Origin of the sequence: Aurantimonas marina (assembly GCF_017183135.1) — a bacterium.
GTDB classification, from domain to species: domain Bacteria; phylum Pseudomonadota; class Alphaproteobacteria; order Rhizobiales; family Rhizobiaceae; genus Aurantimonas; species Aurantimonas marina.
The window spans coordinates 1-12,445 of the sequence record NZ_JADDXW010000032.1; the positions used below are offsets into that span (position 1 = coordinate 1).

The 12,445-nt window shown below is 61.6% G+C and carries 13 protein-coding genes; all 13 read left to right on the forward strand.

Translation table 11 applies throughout. The annotated features are described in order from the left end of the window. The first annotated feature begins 321 nt into the window (after positions 1-321). Positions 322-507: a recombinase family protein gene (locus ING15_RS19655; RefSeq protein ID WP_232845886.1), complete on the forward strand. Its 186-nt coding sequence runs from the start codon at positions 322-324 to the stop codon at positions 505-507. 68 nt (positions 508-575) lie between these two features. Continuing rightward, positions 576-947 carry a hypothetical protein gene (locus tag ING15_RS18905; protein ID WP_206456398.1) on the forward strand — a complete coding sequence of 124 codons (372 nt, stop codon included), beginning with the start codon at positions 576-578 and terminating at the stop codon, positions 945-947. Positions 948-1,064: 117 nt separating this feature from the next. Beyond that, positions 1,065-1,844 (forward strand): c-type cytochrome, encoded by a 780-nt coding sequence (locus tag ING15_RS18910; protein ID WP_232845887.1) that lies wholly within the window; start codon positions 1,065-1,067, stop codon positions 1,842-1,844. Next, on the forward strand, positions 1,841-2,980 hold the full coding sequence (locus tag ING15_RS18915; protein WP_232845888.1) for a c-type cytochrome: 1,140 nt from the start codon (positions 1,841-1,843) through the stop codon (positions 2,978-2,980). The genes ING15_RS18910 and ING15_RS18915 overlap by 4 nt, the downstream gene beginning before the upstream one ends. Before the next feature lie 4 nt (positions 2,981-2,984). Then, on the forward strand, positions 2,985-3,293 hold the full coding sequence (locus tag ING15_RS18920) for a hypothetical protein (RefSeq protein WP_206456400.1): 309 nt from the start codon (positions 2,985-2,987) through the stop codon (positions 3,291-3,293). A gap of 389 nt (positions 3,294-3,682) precedes the next feature. After that, complete coding sequence (locus ING15_RS18925) at positions 3,683-4,285, forward strand: fused DSP-PTPase phosphatase/NAD kinase-like protein (RefSeq protein WP_206456401.1); 603 nt, start codon at positions 3,683-3,685, stop codon at positions 4,283-4,285. Beyond that, on the forward strand, positions 4,282-4,959 hold the full coding sequence (locus ING15_RS18930; protein ID WP_206456402.1) for a winged helix-turn-helix domain-containing protein: 678 nt from the start codon (positions 4,282-4,284) through the stop codon (positions 4,957-4,959). The genes ING15_RS18925 and ING15_RS18930 overlap by 4 nt, the downstream gene beginning before the upstream one ends. Beyond that, complete coding sequence (locus tag ING15_RS18935; protein WP_206456403.1) at positions 4,946-6,364, forward strand: sensor histidine kinase; 1,419 nt, start codon at positions 4,946-4,948, stop codon at positions 6,362-6,364. The genes ING15_RS18930 and ING15_RS18935 overlap by 14 nt, the downstream gene beginning before the upstream one ends. A gap of 297 nt (positions 6,365-6,661) precedes the next feature. Then, entirely contained in the window at positions 6,662-7,423 is a 762-nt protein-coding gene (locus tag ING15_RS18940) for a COG4705 family protein (RefSeq protein WP_206456409.1), read from the forward strand. Between the two features lie 270 nt (positions 7,424-7,693). Next, on the forward strand, positions 7,694-7,900 hold the full coding sequence (locus tag ING15_RS18945) for a hypothetical protein (protein ID WP_206456404.1): 207 nt from the start codon (positions 7,694-7,696) through the stop codon (positions 7,898-7,900). A 961-nt stretch (positions 7,901-8,861) separates the two neighbouring features. Continuing rightward, complete coding sequence (locus ING15_RS18950; protein WP_206456405.1) at positions 8,862-9,254, forward strand: PepSY domain-containing protein; 393 nt, start codon at positions 8,862-8,864, stop codon at positions 9,252-9,254. A gap of 309 nt (positions 9,255-9,563) precedes the next feature. After that, the gene (locus ING15_RS18955; RefSeq protein WP_206456406.1) at positions 9,564-11,585 is read left to right on the forward strand and encodes a bifunctional DedA family/phosphatase PAP2 family protein; all 2,022 of its coding nucleotides are present in this window, start codon (positions 9,564-9,566) and stop codon (positions 11,583-11,585) included. After that, positions 11,582-12,445, forward strand: an 864-nt coding sequence (locus ING15_RS18960; protein WP_206456407.1) for a hypothetical protein, incomplete at its 3' end; no start/stop codon positions are given. The genes ING15_RS18955 and ING15_RS18960, both read left to right, overlap by 4 nt.

Consider the following 12,445-nt stretch of genomic DNA (forward strand, 5'->3'; position numbering starts at 1 on the left):
AATTTCACTCCATAGTAATTGGACACTAACTATCCCGCCGGGGCCGTGGTTGCCAAGGGCGGGGTCAGACAAATCTGCCTCAACTGGTCCCGGCAACACACTCGACCTCTGATTTGGGGTAGTTCGCGGCCGGTCCGTCCGCCCCATTCCGGCGCAATGAAACATATCGGAAGCGGAGCAAGACCATGGCGGCGTTCGGCTGGTCCGACATCGAAACGATTGACGACGATCTCGGTCGTTCTGCGTCCGGTTCCGTAACGCGCGCGCTGGATTCGAGCGCATGGTGCGGAGGTCTGTCTGGGCAAGGTAGGCGCGGTCGGGGTGCGAGAAGTTTCGCGGTTTGCCTGCAACAGCCGCGATTGGCAGCAGTTGATCGAGATGTGCCGCGTCGTCGATACCCTCCCGATCGACGGCGAAACGGTCTACGCTCCGAGACAGGGCAACGATCGCCTGCTCCTCGGCCTGAAGGGCAGCCTCAACGAATACGAGCTCGATCTTCTGCGCTAACACTCCCTTTCTGCCAGATACAAGAAGGTAGGGCGTGCCGACTCGTCGTCGGTGCCCCGGACGGCAATGTGAAGGCCGGCGATCGGCTCGAGGAGGATCTCGATCGACGCGTTCAGGAGGCCATTTGTCTCGTCTTCGACAAGGTTGCCGAACTCGGCAGTGCCCGCCAGGCCCTGATGTGGTTCCGCGAGCGTTGCGTCGATTTGCCGGCCAAGCGCGAAAACGGCGAGATGGTTTGGCGCCACACCAATTATGCGACGATCCACCGGAAGATCGAGAACCCAGCCGACGGCGGGGGCGGTGCACGCATATTCGATCGAGCAGAACTGCCCAAGCCGCAGCCGACAAAATGTAGGCGGTTGTTGACAATCAGGCCTGAAACCGGCCCTGACGACGGGCACTGGTGCTTCGCTGGCTATAAAATATTCAGCCCGCCTTAAGTTTCATTTACTTCAATGAAGTATACAATACCCGGAAGAAGATTGGGCTGTTGGTGGCTATGAATGCGTCACCGCCTTCGATCCGGATGGAGGTTTTGGTGGAAATGGGAGAAGAAGTTGACGATCATCTTCTACTTGGCACAAGCGTTCGAGGCTCATGACGTGCGCTCTGTAGGGTCGACAATTTATCCCCAGGGACATCCCGGCGTCCGGTGGCGGGTAAAAGCTGTGGGCGCTGCCATACTGGTTCTGTCGTTTGCTCAGAGTGGCCCGCTATCCGCTGCCGGCGCTGCAGGATCTGACATTGCAGCGAATGGCACGGCTGGTGGAGCGCCAGCCTGTGCGAGCTGTCATGGTCAGAGCGGCGAGGGCCAGCCAGAAGGGCCATTTCCCAGACTTGCCGGGATCAACGCCACCTATCTGGCAAGCCAATTGCAGGATTTCGCCGACGGTAAGCGCCAGAGCGATATCATGGGGTCGATCGCGCAGTCGCTCACCGAGGAAGAGATGGTGGCGGTCGCCAAGTACTATGCCGAGAAATTGACTCCGAAAGCGAATGAGCCCACGCCTCTCGATCCAGCGGCGGTCTCGGCCGGTGAGAAGCTTGCCATGCGCGGCGACTGGTCACGTGGTCTCCCGGGCTGTTCCCAATGCCATGGGCCCGGCGGAGCGGGTGTCGGGGCGACCTTTCCTAAGCTTTCTGGGCAGTCGATGGAGTATACTGCCGGACAATTGAGGGCTTGGCAGGACAAGCAGCGCACTAACGATCCGCTGGGCCTCATGGCCGGCGTCGCATCCAAACTCGACGATGCGGAGATACAGGCGGTCGCTTCTTACTATGCCAGTCTGCCGGTCGAGCAGGCGCCGCCCTCTCAGTCCTCAGGGGGGAAACAATGAGCGGTCCCGAGACGAACACGAAAACCTGGGCGATGGGCGTTATGGTAGTCGGCCTTTCCGGGCTCGTGGGCTATTCTCTCTCCCAAGAACGGGAGAGATATCCCGCGGCGGCCCAAAACAAGGCGATCCCATCGCCGAGCGCGACCTTACCATCTGTTCCTGCGTCGACCGACCAGGCAGATGCGAGGACGCCCGACACGCAGACTGAAACCGGGGATGCAACTGACGCTCGATCCGGTCGAAAGCCGCCCGACAGCAGGGTATCCGATGCTGGTTCGAAGGGCACGACGGCGGTTTCCGAGGCCAGCGCAGTGGCGCCCAAGTCCTTTATGCCTCCGCCGGAGGACGCCATTCCAGACGACGATTTTGGCCGGATGGTGCGTCGGGGAGAAGCGATCTTCGACAGGACGGTGCAGAACGCAGGACAGTTCGTCGGTAATGATCTGAGCTGCTCGAACTGTCACATCGACAAGGGGCGACTGGCTGGATCAGCACCGCTCTGGGCCGCCTATGTGATGTATCCGGCCTATCGCTCCAAGAACGAGCATGTGAACACGTTTGAAGAGCGCCTGCAGGGCTGCTTCAAATACAGCATGAATGGCAAGGCGCCCCCGGCGGGGGACGAGGTGCTGGTGGCCCTGCAGAGCTATGCCTATTTCCTGGCCAAGGGTGCACCGACGGGCGTTGACTTGCCGGGCCGCGGCTATCCAGATCTGACGAAGACGGACAATCTCGACCGGAACAACGGGCGCAACGTTTTCATGCAGAAATGCTCGATCTGCCACGGCGACGACGGCGCCGGCCAGAAGTCAGCGGATGGCACCATGGTGTTTCCGCCACTGTGGGGCCCGCGGTCCTACAATTGGGGAGCCGGCATGAGTACGATTACCAATGCCGCTAAGTTCATCAAGGCGAATATGCCGCTCGGTATGGGGAATAGCCTATCAGACAAGGAGGCCTGGGACGTTGCCGCCTATATCGACAGCCAGGAAAGGCCGCAGGATCCACGCTTCACGGGATCGGTTGAAGAAACCCGCATGCAGTATCATAACACGCCTATGAGCATGTATGGCAAAGTCGTGGACGGGCAGACACTCGGCGAAAACTCGCCGCCTTCTGGATTGCAGGCCCCTTAATAGGATGCTGGATCTTTCGCCCTCCGTCGATGAAACTTCACGGATGGAGATCGTCGTTCGCGCTGGACGCTCGAGTTCAAGAGCTGGAATTGCTCGAAACGTCGCGGCGCAAGATGTGGCGGCGCTCGATAGTGCTGTTCGCCATCCTCTACGGCTGCGCTTTTACAAACCTGCGGTGATAGAAACCCGTTCGACCGGGACGATCACCGACGCATGGCAAGGAGCGGGACCGCGTCGCACTGCTTGCCCGATGCGCCGCATCGAACCGCGCGTCGCTCCTGACCGGACAAGCCCGTTCAGCACCATTGAATAGGTCCCTATCGCCGCAGGTTGGTATTGCCCGGGCCATGACCTGAAATTGTTCCCTGCTCGCCCACATGCGGAATTCCTGACAGTCCCATCGGATCACGGCATCGGCGGGCGCCCGGGCTTCGATCCTTTGTCTGCCCGTCCGGACCGGGCGATCAGCGAGGCCGGCAATCTGCCGATGTCGGGTTACATCCGGCGCTGTTCTGGGCCGCCATCGTCGCCGCCGTCGAAGCCTCACCTGATGGATCTGTAGCCGTCCGGGCAAGCCGATCGATCACTCCGACCAGGCTGTTGTCGGCTCGGCCTGCCGCCGACTATACGAAATCGTATAGCGAGGGACAGTTGCCAGTGATTTGGGTCGCCTAGTGGAGCCGGAGCAATTCCGGGCTCCTCATGCGCAATTCCAGAACTCTTTTTCATATCCCGACCCTTGCGGCGGCCCTTCTCGTTGGTCCGCCGGCGGGCTATGCCGGCTATCTTCTGGCGACCGGCAATGTCCATACTGTGGAGCCTGAGATTCTTTATCGGTCGGGCCAACTCGACGACGACGGTCTCGCGGCCCTGATCCGGCAAAAAGGCATTCGGTCGATGCTCAATCTGCGGGGCGTTCATCCGCAGGAAGCATGGTCGCGCGAGGAAACGCTGGTGGCCGCGGAATACGGCCTCGACTATTATGCAGTTCCGATCTCAGCGCGGAGTGTTCCGAATATGGCAACAATGACGAGGATCGCTCGGATCATGAGGGATGCGCCCAAGCCGATTCTGGTCCACTGCCAGGGCGGCGCCGACCGCAGCGGCCTTGCATCGGCGATTTTCGAATATGCGGTGGAGGGCGATACGGCCGTGGTGGCTGCGGAGCAGCTCTCTTGGCGATACGGTCACTTCCCGTGGTTCGGAAGCCGGACTGCCGCCATGGACGAGGCGTTCGCGCTGTTCGCAGCCAAGTGGTCCTCCTCCCAACATTCGGCAAAGGTGGGTCAGAAGGCGCAGCCATGAAAATTCTTTTGATCGAAGATGACCAGTCCACGGCCGACTATGTGGCCGGCGGTCTTGGTGAGGACGGCCACGATCTCGACCATGCTGCAAGCGGGCCGACAGGGCTGGAACTGGCTTGCACGCGCGAATACGATATAATGGTCATCGACCGCATGCTGCCCGGCCTGGATGGGCTGTCGATCGTCAGGGCGCTGCGTTCCTCGGGCAAGGACACACCGGTCATCTTCCTGACCTCGGTCAGCGGCGTGGACGACCGGGTCGAAGGCCTGGAGGCCGGCGGCGACGATTATCTCCTGAAGCCCTTTGCCTTTTCCGAGCTGATGGCACGCATCCACGCCCTTGGACGGCGTGCGCCCAGCCGCAAGGAAGAGACCGTGCTGAAGGTCGGCGAACTGGAGATGAACCTGATCGCCCGGACGGTCAAACGGGCCGGGACCGTGATCGACTTGCAACCGCGCGAGTTTCGTCTGCTCGAATACATGATGCGCAATCGCGGCCGGGTTCTGACCCGCACCATGCTGCTGGAGCGCGTGTGGGATTTTCACTTCGACCCCAAGACCAACGTCGTCGAAACCCATGTCAGTCGGCTCCGCGCCAAGGTCGACCGTCCGTTCGCGACCGAAATGATCCGAACCATTCGCGGATCAGGTTATGTCTTGAATGCCGCTTCCTGAGCAGTTGCGCACGACGTCGTTCCGGCTGGCGGTTGGCTATGCAATTCTGTTCGTCGCATCCGTACTCGTCATCATGGGGACGACCTATCTTGCCGCCACGTCGGAGATGCAGGGGATCGTGCGCTCGTCGATCAACGACGATATGGCGGCATTTCGGATGGCGCTTGCGCAAGATGGTCCGGATGGGCTGCGGTCCGCGGTCATGGAGCGATCGGAAAGCGCGGCTGACGACCGCTTTTTTCTGCTGCTCGGACCCGATGGCGAAGTTCTCGCTGGCAATATCGCGGCCCATCTGTGGACCAGTGGATGGGCGGACCGGAAACTTGCCGATGGGGACGTTGCGACGAACGCCAATCTCAAGCTTGCCGCGGCTCAGAATGCCGACGGCGAGGTCCGACTGTTCAGTTCCGGGGAAGTCCTCGGGTCCTACAAGGTCCTCGCAGGTCGCAATTCCCATCTTATCGACGAAACCCAGGAAATCATCCTTACCGCGCTGCTTTGGGGATGCCTCGCCACTACGCTGCTGGCGCTGATCGGCGGGTATATCGTCAGTATCGGACCCTCGCGCCGCGTCGATGAAATTGCCGCGACGACGCGCCAGATCGTATCCGGCCGTCTCGACCTCCGTTTGCCGGTTTCGCCAAGACGGGACGAACTCGACCGCTTGGCCATTGATATCAACGGTATGTTGGCGCGGATCGAAGTGCTGATGCAAAGCCTCAAGCAGGTGTCGACCGACATCGCCCATGATTTGCGAACGCCGCTTGCACGACTGCGCCAGCGTTTGGAAACGGTGCGACGGAAGTCACGGGACTCCTCGGAGTATGAGCGCGCGATCGACGGCGCGGTCGAGGAGACCGATGCGATCATCGACACCTTCAACGCTTTGCTGCGGATTTCGCAGATCGAAGCGGGAGCGAGGCGGGCGAAGTTCGCATTGGTGGACTTGTCCGGTCTCGGCGAGAAACTCGCCGACGTCTACACGGACGTGGCCGTCGATGCCGGGCATCGGCTCGATACCGATATCGCTCCTGGGATCGCCATCGAGGGCGACACCGATCTTCTGGCCCAGATGATCGCCAATCTCATCGATAACGCCATCAACCACATACCCGCGCCGGGAAGGATCGTCCTCGCTCTGCGAAAGACGGCTACCGGTTCCGTTCTCGAGATCGGGGACCATGGACCCGGCATCCCGGCAGCCGAGCGCGACAAGATCTTTCGGCGCCTCTACCGGCTCGACCGCAGCCGTACGACACCGGGCAGCGGTCTCGGCCTTGCCTTGGTCGCGGCCATTGCGGAGCTCCACGGGGCGACGATCAAAGCCTTGGACAATCGGCCTGGCCTGTTGATGCGGGTGGGTTTTCCGCATCCACCGGAATCGTCGATGCGCGCCCCCGCCTGACATTGCGAAACGGTATAGCCAGAGAAAAGCCCCGTCCAGCCTGATTGCCTAACACGGATACTGGACGCGAAAGTCTCCGTGAGGGGGCAGGCAACGTCCGCCGCGTGAAGGTTTTGGCATGCCGAATGCGCCCGTCGATAAACTTGCGGTCGCCGCATGCTGAAACGCCTGCGCGCCTATCCCAACCCAAACCGACCACGCGACGCCTCAAGCCGCGCGTAATTCCACGCGTGATTCGGCGCCCGCTCGTTCAAAGGAGACAGACCGTTGGAAACCCAAAGAAGCCTCACGCAGGAAATGCTGAACAAGGTGCCGGCGGTCACGCTCGCCTTCTGGGTAATCAAGATCATGGCCACCACCGTCGGCGAAACCGCCGCGGACTTTCTCATCTTCAATGTCGGTCTCGGTCTTGTCCTGACGTCCCTGATTATGGGCGCCCTGCTGTTGATCGTTCTTTTCTACCAGCTACGGCTTCGGGAATACGTGCCGACGAGCTACTGGCTCGTCGTCGTCCTGGTGAGCATCGTCGGCACCCTAGTGTCGGATTATCTCGTCGACGATCTCGGCATCAGCCTTGCCACCACGACCATCCTCTTTGGAACCGGTCTGGCAGTGGTTTTTGCCGCCTGGTATGCGAGCGAGAAGACGCTTTCCATCCATTCCATCTTTACCACGAAGCGCGAGCTGTTCTACTGGGCGGCGATTCTCTTCACCTTCGCTCTCGGGACGTCGGCGGGGGATCTCGTCGCAGAAAGCGTCGGCCTGGGTTACGGCACGTCTGCGGTGATCTTCGGCGCTCTGATTGCCGTTGTCTATCTCGGCCACCGTCTGGGCGTGGGTGCGGTGCTCGCCTTCTGGGTTGCCTACATCCTGACGCGGCCATTTGGGGCGTCGATGGGCGATCTTCTGTCACAGCCGGTGGGCAATGGCGGTCTCGGCCTCGGGACCACCGGAACCAGCGTTCTGTTCCTGGTCACGATCGCAGCGCTGGTTGCGTATCTCACCGTCACGCGCGCCGACCGTATCGAGACGGCCCAGGTCGTGGAAGTAGAAGCCTAGATCGCGAAACTGGGCGAACGAGCGTCCATCCGGATCGCAGCGAATATCGGCATCCGATCGGAGCGGATCGGGTGCCGATGCGTTGCTGACAAGCCTTTCAGTTCCCCGAAGCCGGTTCACAAGACGTGGTTCGTTGAAGGACAAGGGATGAGGTCGCGACGGGGCGAGCAAGGATAGGGACGCGGGGCCGGGTGATGTCATACCGCTGTTGTCAATCGCATGCATGGAACGAAAGATCGTTGCGGTCGCCATGGGAGCAAAGGGTTCGTCATGTTCAATCTGTTTCACAAGTCTGACGAGCCGACCATCGTCTGCGCCTTGCGCGACGGATCCGCGCTGCCGCGATTTCTGCGGAGTCCGGTCTGGGAATTCGAGGGTAGGGCCAGCCGGCTCGACAGCACGACTGCTGCGCTTGATGCCAGGGCCGAGGCCGCGATGTTTCCCCAGGCGGGCTTTTACATCTTTACCCGGCACTGACGCGCCCGCGTCGGCGCGCTGTGCGTCGGTGCGATACGAGGGTGCCGCACGGAGCCGGCGAAGAGGTGTCCACAGTGTCTACCAGCCGCACATGCGGTCGGAGATGGCCAGATCAGGGCTGCGCGAAGGAAGTCCGATGTACCGAATCTGCTTTGGTTCCGACGCCGCGCTGCCTGTTCGCGCTTCGTGAAAGGACCGGGAGAGGAACGTTTGCCGCGACCGACGCTAATTCGTCCCGCATCATTACCAAATTACAATCGCCCGGCCCGAACCCCGTAATATTCAAGTCCCATCTCTTCCTAGAGCGGATCATCGCTCCAACAGGAGAACATCATGAATACGTTCAAATCCGTCGCACTGACGCTCGCCGCAGCTGGTGCGATCGCCGGACCTCTCGCCATCGCGACGCCCTCGATGGCGAACGACCAAAGTATCTCGTCCCAGGGCCAACATCGTGTCGACCAACAACAGATCGCCGAACGATCGATGATGCGGCCTACTTCGGCCTATGCCGCTGATCAAGCGGCGGCAGCGCCTCGTCAGTGTGAGAATGTCGAGGCGTTCTATGCGGCTGCGAAAAAGGCATATCCGGCGCCCGCGCCTGGTAACGCGTCGAATTGGGACGAATGGACTGCACGGCAGGATTCTGCGATCGCCTCAGCTCCAGTCTGCTCGTGAAGTCGCAGAAGCGGGCCGCCTCAGTCCGGCCCGCTTCACGGCGGCCTCCGCCTGCACGGTCTCGAGGGCCAGGCGCTTGGCGACTGCAGCGAGCCGCAGATGTGGATGTTTTAAATCGGAAGAGAGCAGGCCGGCAGAATGCCGGCCTGCTTCGTTTGGCTGCCACAATTCGCTTGCCGAACCGTATAGCGGCGGAGCTTTTGAGGTCATCTACGGCCCCCACCTTCAGATCGACCCGGCAATCACGCCCGGTCCGATCAAAGGGAAGACCAAGATGCAGAGGATGAAACGCACAACCGCCGCGATTGTCGGCACTGCCATGCTTTTTGGCGCCGGCGGTGCCGCCATGGCGGCCCAGCACGGCAATGACGCCGAGGCCAGTCTGGACCTCGCGAAGGCTGCCAGTGCGAAGGTAAGCTTGGCGCAGGCCGTGGACGCCGCCCAGAAGGCCGCTGGCGGCAATGCGGTGGAGGCAGGCTTGACCGATGAGGCTGGCCAGGGCGGCTGGGAGATCGAACTCGCTCAGGTCGACGGTACGATGAAGAGGGTTCTCGTCGACGTGACGAGCGGTGCCGTCGACCAAAATCTGAAAATGGAAAACGAGAAGAAAGAGCAATCCGGTGCGGCCGACCGGGAGGACTCCAAGAACGGTGAGGAAGGCGAAGGCGGCGAGTAGGCCGGTTTACGTCCCATGCAGCCCCACGCGGCCCCCCCGACGTGTTCGGGGGGCTTTCGTTCATTGGGGGCGGTCGAGCTGAAATTGTGAGCTATACGGAAGCGTATAGTTTCGGACATCTGACCACGAAGACGGCTTGCTATCGACAGGCCGGATCTCAACGCGGCCGTCGGAACGCTGACGGCGGCGGCAAAATCGTGATCCGTGTCCGCCGCTCGACGAGCCGGGCTCGTCGTCGCCATGTCTTCTGGGTGGGCGAAATGTACCATGGACCCGCAGGGTCCGTCTAAGCCGACCGGTGACGCAGACATGACGCAGACCATCGTCGATCTGATCTCCCAACACACAGTCACAGCGCTCGCGATCGTCTTCTTCATCAGTCTTGGCGAAGCGCTGTTCCTGATCGGGCTGTTCGTGCCGAGCACCGTTGTCCTCGTGGCGGCCGGCGGGCTTGTCGGGGCTGGGAAGTTGCCCTTCTGGCCGCTCTTGTTCTGGGCCAGCGCCGGCGCGGTCGCCGGCGACGCGCTCTCCTTCTGGGTCGGTCATCACTACAAGGGACGATTGCGTACCGTCTGGCCGTTCAGCCGCTATGGCGCGCTGATCGACAAGGGCGAGGCCTTCTTCGCACGGCATGGCGGCAAGAGCATCTTCATTGGCCGCTTCGTGCCTGGCGTGAAGGCGATCGTGCCGGGCATCGCCGGAATGGTGGGCATGAACTTCGGTTGGTTCAGCATCATCAACGTCGTCTCGGCGTTCGCCTGGGCCAGCGCCCATCTCATTCCGGCGGCCGGTATCGGCCGCGGCCTGTCACGGGTTCACAGCTTCGACCCACGACTTGCCGTGCTCGGCATCGTTCTGATCGCCACGCTCCTCGTCCTCTATTACCTCGGCAAGATCGTTTACGGCTTCGCCTTTCCTGTCCTCGATCGCTGGCGCCTCGCTCGGATCGAGCGCCGTGGCCCACGATCAAGCCGGCTGGCACGATACGAGACCCGCATCCTTTCCAACCATCGCAACATCGTCGGATGGACCCTTGTCCTGATGGTCGCGGCCCTGGCCGCAGGCGGCTTTTTGACGTTGCTCGGCAATCTCCTGTTCGACCCGGAACTGAAGCTGGTCGACAAGGCCGTCTACAACTTCCTGCAATCCTTCCGCAGCGATGCGGGCACCCGCATCGTGACAGCGATCACCATGGCGGCCGACGGCTTCGTGCTGACCGGTCTGACCCTGGCGCTTGTCGCCTGGCTGCTCATCCGGCGGCATTTCAGCGTCGCCCTGACGGCGGCTATCGCGGTCGCCACGTCGAGCCTGTTCGTTCCGCTCGTCAAGGGCATCATCCAGAGGCCGCGTCCGACGATGCTCTATGCAGGCGCCGAATCGTTCTCCTTCCCCAGCGGCCATGCGACGCTGTCGATGACCGTGTTCGGTGTCCTGGCCGTGATCGTCGCTTCGCACCTCGCACCACGATGGCGTCCGCTGGCGATCGCTGCGGCCATTGGCGCTGCGCTGATCATCGCGTTCAGCCGGCTTTATCTCGGCGCTCATTGGCTGAGCGACGTTGCCGCGGGCGTGTCGTTCGGGTTGCTGGTGACGGCAATCTTCGCTTTCCTCACCCGACGGCAGGACCGAACGATCCGCCTGGGGCCGCTGCTGGCGGTTCTCCTGCCCGCCTATCTCGGGACCTACAGCTATCATTTGTGGAAGGACTACGATCGCTGGACCGTGAACTACGCGCCGGTGCCGCTGGCGGAACAGATCAGTCCAAGGGACTGGCTGGCTGATGGATGGCGCAGGGTCGCCGAACGCCGCCTGACGATCGCCGGCGATCAGGCCGAAGCCTTAAGGGTTCAGACCGATCTTCCGCAATCCGAGTTGACCGCGCGCCTCGAACCCTCCGGCTGGGCTCCCCTTGCAGTGGGCGATCTTCTGGAAACGCTCTTGCCCTCGCGTGTGACACTGCCAGAATGGCCGGCCGCGCCGCTGCTTCACGACGGTCGCCGACCCGTCGTGGCCTATGCCAAGCCCGGACCGGTATCCAATCAACGTCTCGTGCTCACCTTCTGGCCTTCGAGCTTCCAGCTCGGCCCCGGTGAGGACGGTCGTCCGGTTCTCGTCGGCGGTCTGTCTCTCGAAATGCTCGACCCGGTCGCTGGCGGCTATGCGATCCTGGAGATCGCCGAAGACGGTCCGGGGCTGTCGAACGAACTGGACAGCCTGATGCAGTCCCTCGCGCCGGGAGTCGCATCTACCGCCGAGGGCGACATTCTGCTTCTGCCGAAGACCGGAGCCTCGATGATCAAGCGACCCGTGACTGACGGACGTCAGTCGTGATCGGGGGAACATCGAAGCAGGGCGGACGCTCGCCTCCCTTTGGGCCGCAGGCCCATGCGGATGAAATCGGCACGCCGTTTCCGCTGCTGCGAACATTCCTGCTCCTTCTTCTGCCGGTGATCATCGTCAGTTCGGTCGGCTTGGTGCTCACCTTGAACAACGCGATCTCCGCCAGCGCGGAAAAGCTCTTTGCCGAGCAGGAAATCAGGCTCGTCCAGACCATGCTTCTTGCGGACGGGCTTTTCGAGGGGGCGTCCCCGCCTCCGGCTTCAATGCTTTCCGAACTGCGCAAGGAGATGGGCGAGACGGGACTCACTTGCCTCCTGGTCCTCGATCAGTCCGGCCGACGCATCGCCGAACTCGCCAATGATGCCGATTGCGGATCTTTGGACGCTGCGAATTTCGAGGGCGTGACGGCGACCGGTGCGGCAGCTCTCAAGGAAGATATCGTTCTGCCCGGTCACTGGACATCCCTGGGGGTCGTGGCGTTGCCGCGTTGGGGAAAAACCGTATTGCTGGCTGCGACCCGCCGAAGCGGCGTACTGGAATCCGCGATATCCCGATTGACGGGTTTCTGGACCAAGGTGTTTGCGAGCCTGTTCTTCGTTTCGGTGCTGGCGACCGGCGTGATGATTGCCAAAGCCCAGAGGACGCTCGATCGTCAGGCGATCTACGTCCGTGGCGTTCACCTTCGGCTGCAGCGTTTTTTGTCCGTTTCCGCTGTTCGCAGCGCGATCAACGACGAAACATCACCAACTCGCTTCGAAGCGGTGGTCATGTTTCTCGATCTTCGGGACTTTTCCAGTTTCGCGGAAAGCGCCTCGCCGAGTGACGTCGCCGATCTCATCGATGCCTTTGTC